Origin of the sequence: Bacillus sp. FSL M8-0166 (assembly GCF_038008825.1) — a bacterium.
Taxonomy (GTDB): domain Bacteria; phylum Bacillota; class Bacilli; order Bacillales; family Bacillaceae; genus Bacillus; species Bacillus safensis.
Map to the genome: position 1 here is coordinate 2,271,851 of NZ_JBBOZZ010000001.1, position 21,694 is coordinate 2,293,544.

A 21,694-nucleotide genomic window follows, 5' to 3' on the forward strand; every position below is an offset into this window, starting at 1 on the left:
CGACTACATTTTGCTTAGAAAAAGCGTTTTAAACTTTTCTTGAGTGGAGGGATATCCAGCTCGCCTTTTTCAAAGAATTTTTTCAGTAAGTACTTACTAAAACCGGCTGCTTGTGTGTACGTAATTTTCCCAGGTAACGGCGGTTCATTGGTGACAGCAACATCAATAATGACGGGTTTATCAGATTGAAGGGCTGCACTAAAAGCTGGAGCTAGTTCTTCATGTGATGACACGGAGATTCCTTTGCCGCCACATGCTTCCGCAAACTTAGCAAAATCAATATCTTCAAGCTCTATGCCATAATTGATGTTTCCTTTTACCTGTTGTTCATATTCAATCATTCCAAGGTTGTTGTTGTTTAAGATCACAACAACGATTGGCAGTTTATATTTTACCGCTGTCACAAAGTCTTGCATGACCATTGTGAAGCCACCATCGCCGCAGACAGCAACCGCTTGACGATTCGGTTCATTTAACTTAGCAGAGATCGCTCCAGGCAAACCACAGCCCATTGTGGCAAGCCAGCTGGAAATGATGAAATCCTGCTGTTTCATTTCGAAATGGCGGGCCATCCATACGGTCACATTCCCTACATCAACTGAAAGAATGGCGTCGTCTTCGACTGCTTCTTCTAGTCTAGCAATGACTTGCTGCGGTTTAAGCGGTGATGTGGCAACGGATTTTTCCTTATCCATTTCTTCTCGCCATTTCATCATATGCTCTGTACAAGCTTCAAGGAAACCACGCTGCTCTTTATATTCAATGTAGGAGGTCAGTTCCTGCAAACCATTCTTGCTGTCACTCACGATTCCTACGTCTACTGGATATCTTTTACCGATTTGATCTGGTTTAATATCCAGTTGAATGGCAGGTGTATCCTCTGGTAAGTAGTCTCTATATGGAAAGGAAGTTCCAAGCATAATTAAGAGATCACACTCTTCCATCGCTTCATATGCTGGCTTCGTTCCAATTTGACCTAGGTTTCCTAAAAAGTATGGATGCCTGTCTGGCACAACCCCTTTTGCAGGAAGTGTGATGACAATAGGTGCAGCAGCCTTTTCTGCAAACGACAGAAGCTCTTCTTTAGCATTTCTTAATCCTTTACCTGCTAAGATGACTGGCTTCTTCGCATTGTTAATCAGCTGTGCTGCTTTTAACAGTTGATCTTTCTTTGGCCGTACTTCTCCCTCAACATAAAGAGGAGATGTATAAACAGGCTTACGCTTAATTTTTTGAGAAAATAAGTCATCCGATACGGTGAGAACTGCCACACCTTTGTGGGTATAAGCTGCTTTAATGGCTTGATTCAATAAATCAGGCAGAGCTTCTGCTGTTTGTACCTGCTGATTAAAGACAGCGACGTCGTCAAACATCCGCTCTAATTTGATTTCTTGAAAGGCGTCTCTCCCTACTTCAGTCGACGCAACCTGCCCTGCAATTGCTAATACGGGTGCCCCATCTGCTTTTGCATCGTATAGTCCATTTAATAAGTGGACAGCACCCGGTCCAGCGATGGATAAGCAGACACCGAGCTTACCTGTTAGTTTGGCATCAGCCGCCGCTGAAAGTGCCGCCACTTCTTCATGTCTCGTTTGTATAAATTGTATTTGGCTTGATTCATGCCTAAGCTCTTCAATCAATTCGTTTATGCTGTCGCCGGGCATTCCATAAATATGTTTTACGCCCCACTCTTCCAGTAGCGCTGTTACTTCTTTTCCTGCGGTTCTTTGCGGCATGTGAGAAAACTCCTTTTTTCTTACTCCATACCACCGCATCCTTTTAATCAAACGTTTCAACTTGCTGCTACTTTTTAAAATGATATGGAAGGGTGGCGACCACTATATCCCGCTTCCATAATAGACGGAATCTTAATAAAAAGGCAGATTGGTTATGCAAGATGGTGTGCCATCTTTTCTTCGGGATGAATTGAGGCACGAGCACCATCACTTTATATTGATGCGCATTTGCTTTTGCCTCAACCGTTTCAAGAAATTTATCAAGCGGATGAATAAGGCTTCGATATGACGAATGCAGCATCACAAGCCGCACACCGCTATTCATTTTTTCCCAATCCGCTTCAATTTTCTTATCTTTTTCTTTATCGAAGGATACATGAACTGCTATGACTTGCTCTGATAAAGATTTTGCATATTGAACCGATTGCTCGACGACACGTGTTACACCGGCTATTGGCACGATGACCACATTTCCTTTAATCTCAACAGGCTCTGTTTCATTCATTAAACGCAGTTGTTCTCCAACAGACAGATAATGTTTTTTAATGGAATGAAAGATCAATAGCACAATAGGCATGAAAACAAATACTGGCCATACAAGATGGAACTTGGTCAAAATGAGAATCATGAGAACCGTGAACGAAATTAGCGCTCCGACAATATTGATAGGCATTTTCGTTTTCCAGCCCTGCGGTTTTTCACGAATCCACTTCACACACATGCCGGTCTGTGACAAGGTAAATGGAATAAATACACCGACAGCATATAGCGGGATGAGGTGTTCCGTTTTCCCATCAAACAACCAAATGAGCAGCATGGAAGCTACACCTAAAAAGATAATGCCATTAGAATAACCAAGTCGATCCCCTCTTACTGTAAACATGCGCGGCATATATTTATCCTTTGCTAAGTTGACCGCCAATAAAGGAAAGGCGGAAAAACCGGTGTTTGCCGCTAATATCAAAATTAAAGCTGTGACAGCCTGAATGACATAATAGAAAAATGTACGTCCAAATGTATCTGATGCAATTTGTGATACAACCGTTTCTTCTGGCTTTGGTGAGATGCCAAAACCAAAAGCAAGCAATGTCACGCCAACAAATAATACGGCTAGTAATCCACCCATCATCAATAATGTTCTCGCTGCATTTTGTGCAGCTGGTTTTTTAAAGGATGGAATGGTATTTGAAATGGCTTCTACCCCAGTCAATGCAGAACAGCCAGACGAAAATGCTTTTAATAAAAGAAACAATGTAATGCCAGGCACATGCGTGCCTATCGCTGTATGCTCAGGTGCTGGAGGAACGCCTCCTGTTAATAATTTAAAGCCGCCGACTCCAATTAATATAAGGAGTGATATGACAAACAAGTATACGGGATAAGCCAAAATAGATGCCGATTCTGTCAATCCACGAAGGTTAAGCACCATGATCAAAATGACCAATACAATTGAAATCAGCACATGATATGGATATAGTGCCGGAAAAGCCGATGTGATGGCATCGGTACCCGCTGATATGCTCACTGCTACAGTCAAAATATAATCTACAAGCAATGATCCGCCTGCGATCAGTCCTGGTTTTTCACCTAAGTTTCTGCTAGAGACGACATAGGCCCCGCCGCCTTCTGGATAAGCATAAATAATTTGGCGGTAAGATAGAATTAACGCCATTAAAAGAATTAATACACAACCTGCAATCGGGAGTGAGTACCAAAATGCTGCTGCACTAACGACTGAAAGAACAATCAAGATTTGTTCTGTACCGTATGCAACGGATGACAATGCGTCTGATGACAATAATGCCAACGCTTTGATTTTTGATAGTTTTTGTTCTCCTGCTGCCTGTGATTTTAATGGTTTCCCAATTAAAATACGCTTCATCAAACTGTACATGTGATGCCCGCTCCTTTAGTGTCAAACGATTTAAGTTACAAAAGATGGATCGCCAAAAAGACACAGAGGCAATAGAATGCCCCTGCGTCTATTGTTTAGATCACAGGTTGGTCTTTGCTCTCTTTAACGCTTACGAGGTTAGCTGACGGATTCGGGCGCATGAGACTTTGCCCTACCTAAAAAGGATTCACCCCACGTAGTGCTTTACACTACTAATGGTTCCCCCGCTCATCGAAATGATTCAGCGATTGGTCTTTTATAAAAGAGATCATACTCCCGTTTGACACCAAAGTAAAGACATTTTTTCAAGGTCTTTTGATCGTTTATCAATCAGTCTTTTTGCGGTTTTTTCGCAGGAAATAAATAATCATCACGACCACAAAAATAATCAGCACAGCGATACATGCAAAGTAAATCCAAGTATCTCCGATGCCTTGCTTTTCACCTTTTTTGAGATCATTTGTTGTGCTGCTGACCGTTTGATGATTAGAGAACATGTCTTTGTTTTTGCTCTCGATTGCAACTGTTGCCGTTTCCGTATTTGTTTGCAGGAAATGAATCACTTCATGTGAAAGATCAGCGTCAGCTGCATTCATTCCTGAAAAGACGGTCATTGTTTGTTCTTTATTCCATACAGATGGCTGCGTCCATACAATACGAGCAGTCGTTTCGTTGATCATGCCAAAGGAGGAGACATCATACTGATCCTTTTTCGCTGGAACGATGAGATCGTCTGCCTTTTCTTTTAAAAGAGAGAACGTATGAATGCCCCCGATGAAAATAAGAGAGTGATTCTTCAATTGATCATTTGTCACTTTTGATGCTTTGATCAACTGATATTGAGCAGCTTCCGGCTGACTAAATGATTCTGTCAGCATCGCCATTTGATTGATCGTTTCTTGCTTGATTTGGTCTGGCATGATGATCATTGTTTTTGATGTGAAAGGAAGCGGCCATGCGGCTAAATCCGGTGTATCACTAGTCGTCCCTTCTGGTATTTGAAGAGAGCTGTTCTTATCAATGTAAATCCAGCCTTCTTCATCCGTATGTCTGCAGGCTTCCATGTTTTTAAAGCCTGTAGTGACAAATTGCAGATCAATATATTCGTTCTTTTGGAGTACTTGTGAATCTACTGGAATTGACACATGATAGAATCCATTCTCATCTTTGTTTCCTAGTTTTGTTAACGGTACGTCGTGCGGTTCATTATTGATCATGACTGTTAAGCGTTCTGCTTTGTTCGCTGTATCAGATTTTTTAAATGATAGATTTAGTTTTGCTCCTGATTTTTGATTAGCGATCAATGCCTTCGGATAATAGTAATGATCAGATGCCGTCTTTTTGGTTCCAACCGTGACATCATCACCACCAAAATCTTTTAAACGAATTTGATGAGATGGTTTTGATGCTTTAGCAGTAACTTTTTGAAGGAGTAAATCTGTCCCAGTGAGCTGATCTGTCAGTTCTGGTTGAGTCAGGACATTGATTTTTTCAGCAATTGTTTTTGGCTGTTCAGCAGTGACAAATAAAATGGGCTGTTCTTTTTTCTTTCCTGTCAAGGTTCTCACCGCTAATGTGAGTTGATTGTTTGCTGTTTTCATCTTTGCAGCTTGCTCGATCGATTTCATTCGTCCATCCCAGTTTCCTTTTGCTCCTACCGCAATGGTTGGATGCGCGATTTGCTTGAGGTCCTTTTCTTGGACGAGTTTGAGGTCTGCTTGGCGGTCTTTGTTTTTCAACGTCCGGTATACTTTCATAGCCGCTTCTAATTCAGCTGCTTCCGGTGAATTTGGAATCACAATATCTGTTTGTTCTTTCTGATCACCTGTTTGAATGAAAGGTGAAGGGAAGCTGTCTAACGTCACGTCTTTCGTTTGAGTTCCTTTGAAAGACAGCTCACTTTCAGGATATACTTTCAGCCAATTGGCAGGTGTCTCTTGGTTGATACACACACCTTCTTTTAACACGCCATAAAAAACGAGCTGAACCCTATGAGATCCTTTTTTCAATTGCGCTTTGTTCAATTTGATTTGAATCGATTTCTTTTGGTTTCTCCCTGATACGGGAATGGTCTTTTCAATCTCTCCATCGATCATGACTGTGAACGATGATGGCGAAATGAGTAATGGTGAAGCCTCTATATTCAACATAAGGGTGCTGGACTCTACTTTTTCTTTCTCTATTTGATAGGAAAATTCAGTGCGGTCTTCTTGTCCATACAAAGTCACTACATCTTCTGATAAATGCTGCGTTTCTGTCTGGCTTCCTTTAGATGAGCGAATCCAGTCATCTTTCACTTGTACTCGATTTGATTGCGCCATTGCTTGACCCGCCATGAAAAAAGGCTGAATAGCAAGGGATATCACCAATATAAAAATCATCCATTTTACCGATTTCAATTTGTCACCCGCTTTTCTTTTGTTGTTGATCGTAACGCTCGGTTTTGTACCATTTCACTTCTTGTTTGAATAATCGGCTCTTTGCCTCTACACATAAGGAGTACACGACTAGCGCAATCCATACTTGAGAATAAGTGAAGTACATGAGCGCTACAATGAGTATATTTTGTTTGGTGAGCTCTGTTTTCTCAATGCTTAATGTAATCATCACTTCTGTTAGAAAGAGGAAGAAGGCCAATCCCCACAGGATCATTGCAACAGCCCCTACAGATAAGTGAAGGTCAACAAATAGGTTCACGATAAAGATGCCATTTGAGAGCAGGACACCGAAGAAAAATAAGAAATACGTAAAGAAGAAATAAAACAAATCAAAAATCATTCGTTTTCGTTTCAGCTTCATAAACTGCTTTAAAAATTTGAGCACAACATATTGATTGCCTCGAGCCCAGCGCGTTCTTTGCCGCCACCAGACCTTCCACGTCTCAGGCTCTTGTTCCCATGTAATCGCAGCCGGGAAAAATCGAATGACATAGCCAAGGTTATAGACACGAATCGTTAATTCGGTGTCCTCAGCCAACGCATGAACATCCCAGCCGCCAAGTTCTTCTAAAATGTGACGGCGGATGGCGAAGTTGGTGCCCGGTATTGTCGCAATGCCAAACCACTTCCATCTACCGCCCTGCGCCATCCATTGGAAGCAGATGGTCTCAATATTAATAAATTTGGTCAGCAGATTTTTGGCTGCATTGATGACCCTGAATTTCCCAACAACAGCGCCTGCCTTCGGGTCATTCAATAAACCAAGAACCAAATGATAGACGGCCTTTTGTTCAGGCATGTTATCTGCATCGTATACGCAGATGACTTCTCCTTTTGAAGCCTTTAAGCCTTCATTCAGTGCAGTGGATTTTCCCTTTCCTGCAAATGGCGGCTTCGTTTCAATCATATGGACATGATCATATTGTTCACTGAATGACTGCACGATGTCCCCTGTGCCATCAGAGGAATTGTCATTAATCACAATGATTTCAAGGAGATGTTTAGGATAGGATAGCTGGACCATTGCTTTTAGCGTTTGCCGGATGACAACTTCTTCATTATGAGCAGGAATCAGAATGCTGACGGTCGGCAGTTCCTTCCCTTGTTTCGTCCATTCAGGCAGCACTTTTTCGTAGGTCAGGTAGTGCTGAAAGCCGCCCTGCATGAGAAACATGTGATATAGGAGCATGATCCAAATCAGTATTAATGAAAGATAAAATAAGACATCAGCCACCTAATTTTCTCTCCTTAAAAATTCGTTTTTTCATTGTCAGTCTTAAATACAATGTGTAAAAAGCAAATGCCGCAATAAACAGCATTACCACGACTGTGAGAATTCGCAGCATATTTTCCATACCGCTTCGTTTGACTGTTGTGGTTTCCGCTCTATTGGATTGTTCTACTTGAATATGTCCATTCCCTGATGTTTTGATCTGTACATGTGATGTTTGGACTGTTTGTTTTATTTTCTTTAAATCCAGCCATTCACTAGAAGGAATTGCATCCATCTGCATCATCAGATTTTGCAGTCCAGCTTTTCCCGATTCCACATCATAGGACAGCCCGATGGCGGCTGATTGAAGATGCTGGATGGATTGAATCTTTTGTTCTGTTAAAATATTTGAACCTTCTTCGTCAGATGCTGTCTCAACTGGTTGCTGAGGATATAAGGTCATGCCATGAAGCATGGCGGGTTTCGTCACGAGTGGCGGGGCACCGGCTGTTTTCCAAGTATGGTCCGACAGCTGTACCTGTCCAAACAGACTGGACACATGCCTTGATATCACTTCATAACCTTGTTGAGATATGGCATCATGCGGCACCTCGAATGCCAGTGGATATAGACCTTGCTGCGCAAGAAGCTCAATGCCTTTTGTCAGTTTTTCTTCTGTATAGATGATTTCTTGCTGGTGATTCGATCTCGTATATGCATGGAAGTCTTTTTCATTTGAAAAATAGCTTTCACTTTGCTTCTTCTCGGCTTTTTTGGGGTCATTTGACGTAATGGATTGATCATTCTTTGCATCCCAGAACTCAAAGTTTTGACCAGAATCCTCCGTTCGATACGTACGGCTAAATCCATGAAGAATGATGCTGGCTCCATCGCTTTGCAACTGTTTTAACACTTTTACGAGCTGCGGGCGGTCTCTCAGTGTAACTTCATCACCTGTTGTTCGATCCACCCAAACAGGGGTTACCGCTATTAGAAACGGAATATGCTGAGTGGATACGTATTGCCCAAGCTCAAGCAGCTTCTTCTCGTCAGTGACAGGACTGATGTTCCCAAGCTTTAAGTACTTTGTGGTCAGCTGACCAGAAGAAGGCAGGTGTTTTTCTAACACCTCTGCAAGAAGCTCGTTGTGCTGCACAACATCTAAGATTCCGATATAGGCCGCACCTTCTTTCGTTTGAATCACAAATGGAAGATCAGCTTCATGCTTCTTCAAGAGAAATTCACTTTGCAAGTCTGCCCCTTGAACCGTTAACGCACTGATCCTTTTCTCTAGCTGGCGGTATGCTTTATCATCTGTATATTTGATTTGACTCGTGTGATCCTGTTTGTGAAAAGTAAGCTTGGAAAATGGGCGAAGCTGTTCCGCATTGTACCCAATGGCTATTACCTTCTGTGATTCGTTCATCGCACGAATTGTTTTTTTCGGTAAGGTTCTCTTTATTTCCCCTAGGTAGATGACTTGCTGAAATTCACTGATTCTCTTTTCAGCCAAACGTTCATCAGATACAATCGTCGTCTGTTTGGAAAAATGTCCGGCGAGTAGATCCAGCATATGCACAGCTGGAGTCGCTTCCCCTGATTCTGTCGAATAAACGATGAGGGTATTTGGCTTGGCAAGAGCGTCGGCTGAAGCCATATAATTAAACGAAAGAATCAAAAAAAGAGCAATCATCAAACAACATTTCATTAAAGAATTAAAGTTCATTCATCATCATCTCTTTTTCTAGTTCTTCTAAAAATTGCTCTGGCGTACGATAATCCGAACTGCTTGTTAAATGACAGACATGAAATGTCAAGGTGACTTCACGGCCGTTTAACAGCACATGCTTTTGCAATTTATCCTTTAGCTTCTCAAGGACGACTGAGACATTCTCTTCTGGTGTATGAGTAAGCAGCAGGCCTATTCGTTCTTCAGATAATCGGAATTTCTTATCGGTTTCTCTGACACTTTCGCGGATCTTGATACTTAATTGCTGAAATAGGTGTTTCATTTCTTTTTCTCCATATAACGATTTGAATTCCGCTGCATAATGGATATGAAGAAGAATAAAAACGAATGGCTGTTTGTAGCGTTCTGCCCGTTTCATTTCCTCGGACAATTCCAGCCTCATCCGCTCTGCATTGTCAAACCCTGTTGTCGAGTCAATCGCCACAAATTGTTTCATAGCCTGCTTTTGTTGTTCAATGGTGCGACGCATCGTCTTGATCCGCTCATGCAAGCTTCCTGCTGAAATCGCGAAAAAGAGGAGGGCTGCGCTCCAAATCACCACATCTTGCAATGTTTGATTGGAAAAGAAGGGGTTTGTATCGCCAAGCTCTGTAAAGAACATAGCGCTTCCTATAAAGAACAACATCAACAAGGTAAAAATTAATGCTGGTAAGATGCCAAATAAAATCCCGCATCCTAACACGACAAAAGTCAGTGTGATGATCATAAAGCTCTCCGCATCCTGTACGCTTAGGTAGCCCATAAACAAAATAAGACCTGCAAACGTGAGGAGCAGAGAATAATACAAACGATACGTATTACTGAATAACCGATTCATTAAAAAGCTCCCTTTCTGCAATTAGAGGCAATAAATTATCAAATGAGTGTGTGTCTTTTTCGTTCATGTATCCTCCGTAATAATCCTTGAGAGGATCTTGAATTTGTAATTCTTTCATGCGGTCATACACATCTTTTGCGAATTCCGGTTCGTTTCGTTTAAGAGCATACAAGATGACCAGTGCATATACAGAAGGCGATTCATATGTCACTGATGGCTGCAATGTGCTCAGTTTATATCTACCGTACAATTTTCCTTCTTTTGTAAAATTCGTTTTAAGCCATTTCATGATCGCGGACGTATTTACTTTTGCACGATCGGCATGTAGAGCCGTATAGAGTTGATCAATCATATTGATTTCTCGATCAAATGAATAGGCTTTTTTCTTTATGTCATAGGATTTAGGAAAGAATCCTTTTTTTCTCGGTGCTTGTTTTAGAATGGACAACTGGTTACTCGTCATTTGTTTCGTGAATATTTTGAGGGATTCCAATTCTTTGATTGCTTTTGGGTCTATATATGAGAGTGTGATTGTGTGTGAAGTTCGATTTGTTGATGCATCATAATAATCGGACAAGATGCCTCTATACATATTTTTGTCTTTTAACGCTTGTGCGATTTCTTTTGCTGTGGTTTGATATGCTGAATTCTTCCATAAATGATCTGCCTTTTGAAGTGCCGCCACTACCCGTAAATCATCAACTAAGGCATTGGCCTTACTTTTTTGATCAGATTCGATTTGCCAGCTGAGAAGATGATGGTCTAGTAAAAATTGATCTTGCAGGACACCAAATTGTTGATCAAACGAATTTTGATCTTTTTTTCGAACAAGATAATCCATCCAAAGTCCAAGTGATTCAGATAAGTAGATGTGCTGCTCTGCAAATGAGGTGCGAATCATGCCTTGATCTGTCATGAGGTGATGAGTGATAAAATATTCTCCAGGCAATACTGGCTGTGGTGATACTGGATAAGCTGATTCCTTCTGCTGTTTCCAGGTACATCCGCCTAGTAGAATGACAATGAGTAAAACAATAGCTATGCGATGTATGGGTGTATCCATTCGTGTCCCCTTTCAACTCCCGTTCTCTTAGCATTCCAACGATCTATTATAGAGTGTTTCTGTCTAAATTTAAATAAATATTTTATACCAAATTACGAGTCTTTTCGCATAGACATTCCCATTTTCAGAAAAACAATATGTCGATATGCTTGATTACATTGGAAAACCCATGCGTTTCCGCATGGGTTTTTATACTACTATTGATCTAATTTTAATTTCTTTAATTGCTCAGCCAGTGCGTTATTGATTGGTTCTTCCACTTTCTTTTGTTTCTTCATATATTTAGACACATCGTGCTTACTGGCTTTCTTTTGATTGGATTGTGATTTGCGTTTTTCGAAAACAGACAGTTTTTCTCTATGGCCGCACACACAAGCAAAGATTTTGCCATCGCCTTCTCCGCGCAGCTCGAGCTTTTTATGACAGTTCGGGCAGCGTGCGTTTGTTTTCTTCGCCACATTTTTACGGTGGCCGCATTCTCGGTCTTGGCACACGAGCATGGTGCCATGTTTTCCGTTCACTTTCAGCATAAGTTTTCCGCAGTCCGGACAATGGGTGCCAGTGACATTGTCATGCTTAAAGGTTTGGTTCGTCTGTTTGATTTCAGATACGGCTTGTTTTGCATAGGACTTCATTTCACTCATGAATTGAGCAGCCTTCAGCTGCCCTTTTGCGATTTTAGAAAGCTTTTGTTCCCATTCCGCTGTTAACGCAGGAGACTTTAAATCTTCAGGCACTAAGGAGAGCAGCTGCTTTCCTTTCGATGTAATGAAAATGTCTTTGCCCTTTTTCTCAATTAAGAAGCTGTTGAACAGTTTTTCAATGATATCGGCTCTTGTGGCCACTGTCCCTAGTCCGCCTGTTTCACCAAGGGTTTTCACTAAGTCCTTTTCCTGATTTTGCATGAATGCTGCTGGGTTCTCCATAGCAGATAGCAGGGTTGCTTCATTAAAACGAGCAGGAGGTTTCGTGTCTCCTTTTGTTTCTTTCAGCTGGCGTACTTCAAGTGATTGCCCTTCGGAGAGTACCGGCAGATGCTGATCTGCTTCGGCTGATTCCTCGTCTTCATAGGATTCATCATACACGGCTTTCCAGCCGGCTGATTGCACGATTTTTCCTTTTGCTGTGAATGTTTCACTGCCTATTTTGGCGATTACCGTTGTTTCCTCATATTCAAAAGGGTTCATAAGTACAGCAAGGAATCGTTTGGCAATAAGATCATATAATTTACGCTCTTTATCACTTAATGCACCAGGATACAGCTCTTCCTCGGTTGGAATGATCGCATGGTGATCTGACACTTTTGCATCGTTAACGAAGCCTTTGTGCGCTTTCACGCCTGATTGTAAAATGCGGTTCACATGCTGTGCGTACGGTCTGACGTTCATTCCTTTTAAACGATCTTTTAATGTAGGAACGATATCCGCTGAAATAAATCGTGAATCTGTACGCGGATATGTCACAAGCTTATGCTGCTCATACAACCGCTGAAGCGTAGATAATGTTTCTTTTGCTGAGAAGCCATAGCGTTTATGCGCATCTCGCTGTAATTCAGTTAGGTCGTACAGCCCTGGAGCAAAAGCTTTTTTTGCTGTTTTTTTCAATGCATCGATCACTGCTGGTTTTCCTTTGCAGCCTGCTAAGCGCTCTTTTATGACATTCTCTTGGAATGTGCGGTTTTGCTTTGTTTTGGCATCCTGCCAGGTCAAGGTAAGTCCATCTACTTGTGCGGTCAATCCATAGAACGGCTTCGGCTGGAATTGCTGAATGTCTTCTTCTCGTTTGGCGATCATGGCAATCGTTGGTGTCTGTACCCGTCCGCAGGAAAGCTGTGCATTGAACTTGGTCGTCAGCGCTCTTGTTGCGTTGATCCCTACAATCCAGTCTGCCTCTGCACGTGCAACCGCCGAGCGATACAGGTTATCATATTCTCTGCCGTCTTTTAATCGCTTGAAGCCTTCTTGAATGGCTTTGTCCGTAACAGATGAGATCCATAGTCGTTTTAGCGGCTTTTTCACGTGCGCTTTTTCAAGAATCCATCTTGCGACAAGCTCCCCTTCACGTCCAGCATCTGTTGCGATGACAATGTCTTTTACATCTTTTCTTGCAAGCTGCGCTTTCACTGCTTGAAATTGTTTACCTGTCTTTTTCATGACGACAAGCTTGAGCGGCTCTGGAATGATCGGTAAATCCTCTAAACGCCAGGATTGAAATTCTTTTCCGTAGCCTTCTGGATCAGCCAGTGTGACCAAATGGCCAAGCGCCCACGTTACAATGTATTGATCTCCTTCTAAAAAACCATTTCCTTTTTTATGACACTTCAGCACACGCGCTAAGTCACGTCCTACTGAAGGTTTCTCTGCTAATACAACTGTTTTTGACACTAGATTTCACATCTCTTTCTTCTATCCATCCTTTTATTATAGCAGACGTGGAGATGCGGTTCTAATGACGGATTATTTCTTGAAGCGCTTGATGATTTCGTTTGTGATTTCTTGTGTTCGATAAGCCCCGCCGATGTCTGCCGTTAAAAAGCCGTCTGCTGTGACTGACTCGATGATTTCGAGCAGGTGTGTACCCAGTTCTTCCTCTCCGAAATGATCAAGCATGAGTTTAGCGGTCCAAATTTGACCGATTGGGTTGGCGATTCCTTTTCCTGCAATGTCTGGGGCTGATCCATGTACAGGCTCAAACATGGATGGATATTTGCCATTTACATTGATGTTGGCAGCAGGCGCCACGCCAATACTTCCCATAATGGCCGCCCCAAGATCAGTTAAAATATCGCCAAATAAATTACTGGCAACAATCACATCGAATTTCTCAGGTCTTGTCACAAAGAAGGCTGAGAGCGCATCAATGTGCTGCGAGTCTGCTGTCACCTCTGGATAATCCTTTGCTACGTCTTGAAACACTTCATCCCAAAATGGCATTGTATGAACGATTCCATTCGATTTGGTTGCACTTGTCACATGCTTTCGTCTTTTTTCTGCTAATTGAAAGGCAAAACGCATGGCCCTCTCTGTCCCTTTTCTTGAGAAAACAGCATTTTGAATGGCAAGCTGATCTTCCCCATGATAGATGCGGCCTCCGATTTCACTATATTCACCTTCACCGTTTTCTCTTACAACAAGAAGATCGAAATCCTTTGGCTGAGCAAGCGGCGAGCGAATGCCGCTCAGTTGTTTTGCAGGCCTAACGTTAATCACCTGCTCAAATTCACGTCTAATTTTAATGAGCAATCCCCAAAGTGATACATGATCAGGCACTAAATTGGCATCTCCGACTGCCCCTAAGAAAATGCTGTCAAAGGCTTTCAGTTGTTCCAATCCATCCTTTGGCATCATTTCGCCATGCTCTAAATAATATTCACAGCTCCACGGAAAGTCCTGAAAGGTGAAAGACAGACCGCCATGCACATCTGATACCGCTTTCAAAACTCGAATAGCTTCAGGCACAACTTCCTTTCCAACCCCGTCTCCTGGTATCGCTGCAATTGAAACATGCTTCATTGATTTTTTCCCCCTTTGTTATCGGTCGACCGTCGACCATTTCATTTGAGTTTACTAAAGAGTGCTTGTTCTTACAATGGACAAAAGACGCTTTTTTTGATCAAAGCGCCTTTTTATCCTGCATCAGCACACGGGGCTTCTGTTTCTTTCTTCCCGCACTTTTTTTATCTGAAAGCAGCAAACCTCCTAAGGTCAGTGCCGTTCCAAGCGCAGACATGAAAGTCAATCTCTCGTGAAGAACGATCATTGAAATAACCATCGTAATAATAGGCACTCCATAAATATACACACTCGATTTCACCACACCGAGCGTTTTCACGGAAAAGCTCCATGTCAGAAAACAAATGGCAGATGCGAAAAGGCCTAAAAACAGCAAGTGGAAGGCAAACGATGGATTCGTCAATCGCTCCCAATCTAAACGAATCTTAAAATGCCAGATCAATGGAATCATCCATAACAGTCCGTAAAAGAAGACACGCCTTGTTACCTGAATGATATGGTAGCCATATTGGTTGATCATCTTCGATAAAATGGAATAGAATGCCCAGACGATGGTAGCCGTTAATGCTAAGGCATCACCAAGTGGATTCAACTGAAACGTCGTCATTCCATTCATGCTAATCAGCACGATACCCGTCATCGCGATGAAAAAGCCTATGAAAAACCGGCTGTGCAGCGGCTCATCTTTTAATAAAAAATAAGCCAATAAAAAAGAGAAGAATGGGACAACGGAGCTGATGACACCTGCATTCGAAGCGAACGTATAAGTAAGTGCGACATTTTCTAAAAAGTAATATAAGACCACACCGCATAAACCTGCCAGCGCAAACATCCCTTCATGCTTTTTACTTTGCACCTTCATCGTAAACGGATAGATGATCATCAGAGCCAAGTACCCTATAAAAAAACGGAAAAATAAAATCTCTGTTGGAGAAAAAGCCGTTAATAATATTTTGGTAGAGATAAAGGTAGATCCCCATAAAAAAATGGTGAACATGGCCGCTAAATGACCGAGCAGCTGTTTATTTTTCATCAGCTGTTACCTGCTTTACAAAAATTTGCTGATACTGCCCTGGCGTGAGCCCAATAAATTCTGAAAAGAAATGACTCAAATGACTTTGATCAGAAAATCCAGCGGAGGCAGCCGCATCTACAGGCTTCACTCCTTGGGCGAGAAGCTCCTTCGCATAGTTCACCCTGACTGTCTGTAAATAACGATACGGCGTGATGCCTCTGAATTTTGTAAAAGCACGCAGCAATGAATATTTGTTCATGGACACAAGCTCACCTAAGTCATCTAACGATATATTTTCCGTGAGGTGTGTTTCGATATATTGCTGTACGTCTCGGACTTTTTGTTCGTTGGCACGTGCTGCTGATGCTTTTTCCTCTGAGGTATCAGCATAGGCTTCAATCAATTGTTTCATAAAGAAATAGAAGGTTTCCTGTTTATTCAAAGCAGGAGCTTCTTCTGTGATCATTTGATGTAAATCATATAACGGCTTTGTTAGTTCACTTTGTGAAAACACAGGGGCTTTAAAATGCGGTTTGTGCTGAAAGACCTTCTCTAGCACATCTGCTTCAATATTTAAGCAGCGATAATCGAGTGTCCTGTGATCAATTTGTTCACATGCGTGATTATCATACGGATTGAAAAGAAGGATATCACCCTTTTCAATGATGTATTCTTGATTTTGGCAGACCAAACGTCTTTGACCGTCTTCAATAAATCCAATCACATAATATGTATGAAAATGATTCGGGAACTTTTGCATGATGCCATGAAAGCGATATGCCTCTATTTGCAAGTCTTGATCAAAATGTACAGTTCGTTCCTCTTGTGTGTTCATGTCGATCCCTCTTTTCACTGAACTGATCATAAGTGTAGCACACCCTTTTTCTCTTGGATTGTACGATATTGACTTTTTGATGCAGGCTTGCCTAGAGGGAAAAACTTGGATAACATGAGACAAAAGATGATGTATAAAAGAGGGAATGATGGCATGAATTCATTCGAGATGGAAAGACCAACACCGTATCACATGCAATTTTATGAACAGCTGAAGCAAATGATTTTTGATGGCCAGTTTCAGCCAGGAGAGCGCATCAATGAAACACAGCTTGCCAAACAATTTGGCGTAAGCCGATCACCGGTAAGAGAGGCGATGAGGCTGTTAGAAAAAGACGAGCTTTTAATCGCGGATCATCGATCAGGCTATTCCGTCTATACGTTAACAGAAAAAGATGTCGAGGAGCTTTATCAAATTCGGACGGCTTTAGAAACACTTGCTGTTGAGCTTGCCTGTAAGGAAGCCGTGCAAAGAGAAATGGATGAAATTGAGCAGGTTCTCACGCAGGCGGACGAAGCGATCAAGCAGCAGCTGCCATCTAAAGAGATCATCCAGTTACATGAAGCCTTTCACCAAAAAATCATTTTGGCGAGTCACAATGACCGCTTATCCAAACAATTGAATCACGTGAATGCACTCATTCACTATTGCCGCATCTTCCATTTTAGCGGCGGGGCTCGTGCTGAAACCATTCAAAGAGAGCATGCAGCCATCTATTCTAAAATAAAAGAGCGCCGCTCCACAGAAGCCGTTCAAGCGATGACGGAGCATTTATTGCATGATGTCATGCACTTAAAGCAAGTACTCTCTGAAACAAACAAGGAGTAAAGGACTTTTCCCATTTTTTAAGCATTCCATGAACATATTTTGAATTTTTCGTAGATTTCAGCATGTCCAGACGATCTTTCGTTTATATTAGAAGATGAGAAACTAGCTTTTATACAGGAGGATTTGTATATGCATACAAGTGTTAGCCGTCTTCGACAGGCGGGTTTTATTGAGGGTATGTCTCTTTTAACCCTTCTTTTAATTGCCATGCCTCTAAAATATTTTGCGGATATTCCGATGGCAGTCACTATTGTAGGCTCTCTTCATGGCGCATTGTTTGTCATCTATATGCTCGTTTTGGCATATGTGACTTTTAAAGTTCGCTGGCATTTGAAATGGTCCATCGCTGGTTTTTTTGCGGCTTTCATTCCTTTCGGTAACTTCGCCTACGATAAGGTGCTCCGCCAATATGATACAAAAGCTTAATCAAAAAGGGCTAAAACGACATTCGTTTTAGCCCTTAGTCTTCACGCTGAAGCGTCCTGATAAAGGAACGCTTTTTTATATTGATGCATATTTCACAATAGCTGCTTGACGCGTCATGTCGTGATACGCCACCCATAATTCATCACCAGGCAAGATGCTAGTGATTGGATCGATTGGCTGTTTCACTTCATACATCATGCCATTTCTCTCAACCTGAATGATCGCTAACGGCAGATTGCCGATGACGCCAGCAAATTCGACATTGGTCACTTTTGCGCTTCCTAGTTTCTCTTGCATAAGACCCATTTCTCTATCCAGCTCTTCTTTCTTTGTCTGGATCGTGATTTGAGTGCCGGCTGTGACCTGCATATGATCAGGGATGAATTGGCTGACCGTTTTTGTGATGGACTGATCTCCGTTTGAAACCGACACATCAAGCTGAATAGGCTTTTGTTCATGGATGGCCATTGGATATTGCTTCACCCGCTGGATCGTTCCTGTTAGCGTCACATCTTTCCCCGATCGATTCCGAACTTCATGACCATAGGCTGCCATTTTGAGCTGGCCGTTGATGTCGACGAGATCGGCTTTTTCTCCTGTTCTAAATTCAAAACCAGTGGCTTGAATCATCGGAATGATATACGTTTTCTGATCTAATTCAAATGTGAGTGATAAGACGGTGCCTCGTCCTACAGTTCCATATGATTCTATGTTTCTTAAAACAGCGCCTTTGATAAACTTTGGCCCGCTTGGCTGCGAGAAGTCACCCTCTTTTAAAAGCATCGCTTTTTTCTTCTTCGGATCATAGAGGATGGCGATACGCTGACCCGGATGCGGTATCTGGGTATAGGATACAACCGTTTTAACCGTCTTTTCTATGCGCTGCCCTTCATATTCAAATTGAAGCCGCATGCTGAGAACTGGCTGTTCGTTAATGTAGGTGCCCGTTTCTTTAACAGACACAATATTGGCTTCTAATGTGACACTGTCCTTAATCTTGTTCTTTCTCACCAGTCTCAAAATTGGCGGCAGGAAGATCGCTAGCACAAATAATAACAGTGGGATCAAGATCCATATCGCCCAGTTAAGAATGAGCGGTCCGCCCTTCATGACATATTGCGTAAAGGTGTCAACAGACGTTTGGTGGGCTGGACTGGCGTTTTCAATTGAGATGACCTTTTGCAAAGGAAATTCCTTTAGCTCTTTGCTTTTCGTCTCAAATGCACCCGTTAATTGATTGTCAAATGAATAATAGAGCCAGTCGCTCTTCACATTTTTATTGAAAGAGAGCCCTTCTCTTTGTAAAGATTCATATGAAAACGACTGCAAAAGCTTGCTGGCAGACCTCGCCTTATTCGTGCGATGGTTATAAACATAACCTGTCAGTTTGCCTTTTGCTTCGTCCTTTGCTGTAGAGCCTGCAAGAAGAACTTCTTCTTCATTAAGCTGGTAAATAAAGGTTTGATAAATCGGTTTTGGTGTTGGGACGACTTCTTCAAGCATTCCCTCTTCATTCACTTTCCTTGCTCTTTTTGGATAGTTAGATTCGACAGCGACTGCAAAATTTTGTGATGTTCCGATCGTTTTCTCCAGCTGCTGCTCCACCTTATCTTCAATGAGGCTGAACGGTTCAGCGTTTTTGGAGACATAGAGCCCAAGCTGATGCTTCTCGTTTGAGATTCCGCTGACATACGCCTTCTGGTCATTTTTCAAAGCCAATTCAAACATAGGAATTGGCGTCTGCCCTCTAAAGGAATTCATGACGACATCCATGGAGACAGGCCTTGCCGGCAGCTTTAGTTTGTTGAGATTGTGCGCATAAAATTGACCGTTCTTTAGCTCACCGATGACTGCAGCGGCACCGTCCATTTCTCCTGTAAATACGAGCCGTCCATTCCATTGGTATGTATTCGTTTTTAAAAATGAGGGAATCTGTAAGTTATTTTGAACGAGCTCTTTCTTTTCTCCGCTTGGTGTTAGTTTCTCGATCAACAGCTGCCCGTCTTTATTTTTTAAAGCCAATAAGAGATTGTTTCCTTGAATGGATGGCAGCATTTCATGAAACGTATCACTTTCTGTGGTCCATTCACTGATTCTTTTTCCTGATTGAGGATCATACATTGCAAAATGGAGCTGCTGGTCTTTTGATACAGCACTCACCACTCGTTTTCCTTCATCAAATGTAAATATTCCTTTGACGTCATACTCTGTTACTTTCCCATCTGACAAATCATCTTGGTAATGGTTCCACACCAAGACACTGAGAATGATCGCTGGAATAAAGAAGACAATATATCTGAGGAAGATGACTGGTATTCTTTTCACTTGATCGCTTCCTTTCATGAGGTTCCTTTCACTTATACGTCAGTACAGCGAAAATGTTTCATGCTAGAAGAATACCATCAAAGCCTCTGAAATCCATATTTTACAAACTTTGTTGTTTACGATAAAATCCAATCAGATTCAAAAAAGGAGTTATCTCATTGGATAAGCTATCATCAATCATTCTAGCGGCTTGGCTGCGTGTCCCTCGCTGGTTCAAGCAATGGGTACTCGTATCCATTTCCATTTTCTTTTTTTATATGTGTTTTGTAAAGGGGCTGACTAGCTGGCACACCTTGCCGCCTGTCACTTTGCTCTCATGTGTGATTGGTTCCTTCATCATTTGGCTGATGTGGCTTAAGGGACAAAAAAATAAGTGAAAAGAGGACAATAATGAAAAAATCCATTCTTTATTTTGTGATCTCTTTTGTTCTGCAATTCGTTTGGTTTGGTCTCGTACACCCAAATAGAGGCGTGACACTGCTGGACATGTTCATGTTTTCTATTTTGTTTGCGGTCATGTTCTTTTTTATTGAGCGGATTTGGCGGTATCAGAAGAAAGGAAGAAGTGAGTGATCATGAAGTTTGCCTTATTCACTTCTGTCATGTGTATTCATCGTTCTGCTGCTAGTGCCTGAACCCTTTTGGAGCGGACGCTATGCGTTTGGTTTCGATCTTTGTTTTCCCTATTCTCGGGCTCATTGGTTTCGGGGTCCTATTGTTTGACCCAATGAAAAAGGCTGCCAAATAGATGGCAGCCTGTTCCTTACTCTTTTCATGCAAATAAATAATCAATGTTTAATCTCCGTTACGGAGTGTATGAATTAAGATTCGATCATATCAGTGTGTCATATGTGTTCCGAGTGAACCTACGTTTGAAAGTAAACGCCATGGAAGTTCTGGATAACAAGACAACGAAAGCCCTACCTCTCATTCGTCCTTACGGCTCCGAAGCCGTGCCAGTGTGAATTGTAAATCAAAACGTCTTTTTTCCATTCTTCCGCTCTTATAGGGGGGCGGTGGCAGAAGGAAAAGAATAAGTTTGTTCGCTTTGACAGCGTCTCGTTCTTATCAAGTAGAAGCTCTATTGCTTCTCATTATGTCATAGAAAAAAGAAAAGTTTACTTTCTTTATTTATTTGCTTATTTCAACACTTAATATAAAACTATAACACATCCCCCCACCTTACGCAAGTGTTAAAGTGATAATTCTGCTGGTGTACGGCTTCCTTCATTCATATAACGGATGGAGGTTGGGTCAATCTTCAGTATCACTAGGTTCGGGTCATCTTTTCCTTCAAACCATTTCTCCATCTCCTCAGACCAAAGACGGTCGATCAGATCCGAATCATCGGTTAATGCTGCGGTGCCTGCAATTTCTGCATAAGTATCACCGAATCCTTCGCCTGAATATCCAATGAGAATATGAACATTCGGGTTTTTTTCAATTTCATCTGCTTTATGTGTTTCTTTACTCGTTGGTGTATATAACGTCAGCCCTTCATGGAAAAAAGTCATATAGCGGGTATGCGGCTTATCCTGTTCAACAGTCGCGAGTGTTCCGACCTTTTGTTCGTCTAACAGGTTTAATACCTTTTGTTTTAATTCTCCTTGAGACATATCGTTTCACTCCTTCAAAATTTCATCCGTATTCGTAGGTTTCCACGACAGCCCATTCATTAAACTAAGAAATGTGTTTTTCATAAAAAGAGACCTTCTGGCTGATGCTATAGGAAACAGGTTCAATGAAGGGAGAAGTTGAACATGCATCATGAAACGATGTTCCATTTGAGTTCACTTGTCATTGCGGCAGTTGTTGTGGGCATTATCGTATGGTCTGTCATAT

General features: G+C 41.9%; 17 protein-coding genes and 1 riboswitch. Of the genes, 4 read left to right on the forward strand and 13 right to left on the reverse strand.

Annotated features, from left to right (window positions below):
- Positions 1-14: 14 nt before the first annotated feature.
- The 11 genes from NSS92_RS11995 to NSS92_RS12045 all read right to left on the reverse strand — a co-directional run bounded on the left by NSS92_RS11995 (position 15) and on the right by NSS92_RS12045 (position 16,273).
- On the reverse strand, positions 15-1,736 hold the full coding sequence (locus NSS92_RS11995; RefSeq protein WP_340868190.1) for a pyruvate oxidase: 1,722 nt from the start codon (positions 1,734-1,736) through the stop codon (positions 15-17).
- A 67-nt stretch (positions 1,737-1,803) separates the two neighbouring features.
- On the reverse strand, positions 1,804-3,630 hold the full coding sequence (locus NSS92_RS12000; RefSeq protein WP_340868193.1) for an APC family permease: 1,827 nt from the start codon (positions 3,628-3,630) through the stop codon (positions 1,804-1,806).
- A 112-nt stretch (positions 3,631-3,742) separates the two neighbouring features.
- Positions 3,743-3,887: riboswitch (cyclic di-AMP (ydaO/yuaA leader) on the reverse strand.
- A 69-nt stretch (positions 3,888-3,956) separates the two neighbouring features.
- The gene (locus NSS92_RS12005) at positions 3,957-6,029 is read right to left on the reverse strand and encodes a cellulose biosynthesis cyclic di-GMP-binding regulatory protein BcsB (protein ID WP_340868195.1); all 2,073 of its coding nucleotides are present in this window, start codon (positions 6,027-6,029) and stop codon (positions 3,957-3,959) included.
- A 4-nt stretch (positions 6,030-6,033) separates the two neighbouring features.
- Positions 6,034-7,257: a glycosyltransferase family 2 protein gene (locus NSS92_RS12010; RefSeq protein ID WP_445661654.1), complete on the reverse strand. Its 1,224-nt coding sequence runs from the start codon at positions 7,255-7,257 to the stop codon at positions 6,034-6,036.
- A gap of 37 nt (positions 7,258-7,294) precedes the next feature.
- On the reverse strand, positions 7,295-9,007 hold the full coding sequence (locus NSS92_RS12015) for a DUF2334 domain-containing protein (RefSeq protein ID WP_340868199.1): 1,713 nt from the start codon (positions 9,005-9,007) through the stop codon (positions 7,295-7,297).
- Complete coding sequence (locus tag NSS92_RS12020) at positions 8,997-9,848, reverse strand: GGDEF domain-containing protein (protein WP_340868201.1); 852 nt, start codon at positions 9,846-9,848, stop codon at positions 8,997-8,999. Before NSS92_RS12020 ends, NSS92_RS12015 begins: the two co-directional genes overlap by 11 nt.
- A complete protein-coding gene (locus tag NSS92_RS12025; protein WP_340868202.1) occupies positions 9,829-10,911 on the reverse strand; it encodes a glycosyl hydrolase family 8 in 1,083 nt (360 codons plus the stop codon). Before NSS92_RS12025 ends, NSS92_RS12020 begins: the two co-directional genes overlap by 20 nt.
- A gap of 197 nt (positions 10,912-11,108) precedes the next feature.
- Positions 11,109-13,295, reverse strand: a complete 2,187-nt coding sequence (locus tag NSS92_RS12030; RefSeq protein ID WP_340868204.1) for a DNA topoisomerase III — start codon at positions 13,293-13,295, stop codon at positions 11,109-11,111.
- 72 nt (positions 13,296-13,367) lie between these two features.
- Positions 13,368-14,423, reverse strand: coding sequence for a tartrate dehydrogenase (locus NSS92_RS12035; protein WP_340868207.1), 1,056 nt, complete (start codon positions 14,421-14,423; stop codon positions 13,368-13,370).
- A gap of 100 nt (positions 14,424-14,523) precedes the next feature.
- The gene (locus NSS92_RS12040; RefSeq protein ID WP_340868209.1) at positions 14,524-15,456 is read right to left on the reverse strand and encodes a DMT family transporter; all 933 of its coding nucleotides are present in this window, start codon (positions 15,454-15,456) and stop codon (positions 14,524-14,526) included.
- Complete coding sequence (locus NSS92_RS12045; protein ID WP_340868211.1) at positions 15,446-16,273, reverse strand: AraC family transcriptional regulator; 828 nt, start codon at positions 16,271-16,273, stop codon at positions 15,446-15,448. Before NSS92_RS12045 ends, NSS92_RS12040 begins: the two co-directional genes overlap by 11 nt.
- 153 nt (positions 16,274-16,426) lie before the next feature.
- Between NSS92_RS12045 and NSS92_RS12050 the strand changes: the two genes are divergently transcribed.
- Positions 16,427-17,101 carry a GntR family transcriptional regulator gene (locus tag NSS92_RS12050; protein WP_340868212.1) on the forward strand — a complete coding sequence of 225 codons (675 nt, stop codon included), beginning with the start codon at positions 16,427-16,429 and terminating at the stop codon, positions 17,099-17,101.
- Positions 17,102-17,230: 129 nt separating this feature from the next.
- Positions 17,231-17,527 carry a DUF3817 domain-containing protein gene (locus NSS92_RS12055; RefSeq protein WP_340868213.1) on the forward strand — a complete coding sequence of 99 codons (297 nt, stop codon included), beginning with the start codon at positions 17,231-17,233 and terminating at the stop codon, positions 17,525-17,527.
- A 75-nt stretch (positions 17,528-17,602) separates the two neighbouring features.
- Here NSS92_RS12055 and NSS92_RS12060 read toward each other — a convergent pair whose 3' ends face one another.
- Positions 17,603-19,852, reverse strand: a complete 2,250-nt coding sequence (locus NSS92_RS12060) for a hypothetical protein (RefSeq protein WP_340868214.1) — start codon at positions 19,850-19,852, stop codon at positions 17,603-17,605.
- A 158-nt stretch (positions 19,853-20,010) separates the two neighbouring features.
- Between NSS92_RS12060 and NSS92_RS12065 the strand changes: the two genes are divergently transcribed.
- Together NSS92_RS12065 and NSS92_RS12070 are read left to right on the forward strand one after the other, a co-directional pair.
- Positions 20,011-20,229, forward strand: a complete 219-nt coding sequence (locus NSS92_RS12065; RefSeq protein WP_034283837.1) for a hypothetical protein — start codon at positions 20,011-20,013, stop codon at positions 20,227-20,229.
- Between the two features lie 13 nt (positions 20,230-20,242).
- Positions 20,243-20,425 carry a hypothetical protein gene (locus NSS92_RS12070; RefSeq protein WP_340868217.1) on the forward strand — a complete coding sequence of 61 codons (183 nt, stop codon included), beginning with the start codon at positions 20,243-20,245 and terminating at the stop codon, positions 20,423-20,425.
- A gap of 620 nt (positions 20,426-21,045) precedes the next feature.
- Here NSS92_RS12070 and NSS92_RS12075 read toward each other — a convergent pair.
- On the reverse strand, positions 21,046-21,468 hold the full coding sequence (locus tag NSS92_RS12075; RefSeq protein ID WP_340868219.1) for a pyridoxamine 5'-phosphate oxidase family protein: 423 nt from the start codon (positions 21,466-21,468) through the stop codon (positions 21,046-21,048).
- Positions 21,469-21,694 lie beyond the last annotated feature (226 nt).

Excerpts from the sequence above, each read along its gene's own strand:
- NSS92_RS11995 (WP_340868190.1), bottom strand. The coding sequence starts at position 1,736 with ATGCCGCAAAGAACCGCAGGAAAAGAAGTAACAGCGCTACTGGAAGAG.
- NSS92_RS12035 (WP_340868207.1), bottom strand. The coding sequence starts at position 14,423 with ATGAAGCATGTTTCAATTGCAGCGATACCAGGAGACGGGGTTGGAAAG.
- NSS92_RS12025 (WP_340868202.1), bottom strand. The coding sequence starts at position 10,911 with ATGGATACACCCATACATCGCATAGCTATTGTTTTACTCATTGTCATT.
- NSS92_RS12070 (WP_340868217.1), top strand. The coding sequence starts at position 20,243 with ATGAAAAAATCCATTCTTTATTTTGTGATCTCTTTTGTTCTGCAATTC.
- NSS92_RS12055 (WP_340868213.1), top strand. The coding sequence starts at position 17,231 with ATGCATACAAGTGTTAGCCGTCTTCGACAGGCGGGTTTTATTGAGGGT.
- NSS92_RS12015 (WP_340868199.1), bottom strand. The coding sequence starts at position 9,007 with ATGAACTTTAATTCTTTAATGAAATGTTGTTTGATGATTGCTCTTTTT.
- NSS92_RS12040 (WP_340868209.1), bottom strand. The coding sequence starts at position 15,456 with ATGAAAAATAAACAGCTGCTCGGTCATTTAGCGGCCATGTTCACCATT.
- NSS92_RS12045 (WP_340868211.1), bottom strand. The coding sequence starts at position 16,273 with ATGAACACACAAGAGGAACGAACTGTACATTTTGATCAAGACTTGCAA.
- NSS92_RS12050 (WP_340868212.1), top strand. The coding sequence starts at position 16,427 with ATGAATTCATTCGAGATGGAAAGACCAACACCGTATCACATGCAATTT.
- NSS92_RS12000 (WP_340868193.1), bottom strand. The coding sequence starts at position 3,630 with ATGTACAGTTTGATGAAGCGTATTTTAATTGGGAAACCATTAAAATCA.
- NSS92_RS12020 (WP_340868201.1), bottom strand. The coding sequence starts at position 9,848 with ATGAATCGGTTATTCAGTAATACGTATCGTTTGTATTATTCTCTGCTC.
- NSS92_RS12010 (WP_445661654.1), bottom strand. The coding sequence starts at position 7,257 with ATGCTCCTATATCACATGTTTCTCATGCAGGGCGGCTTTCAGCACTAC.
- NSS92_RS12075 (WP_340868219.1), bottom strand. The coding sequence starts at position 21,468 with ATGTCTCAAGGAGAATTAAAACAAAAGGTATTAAACCTGTTAGACGAA.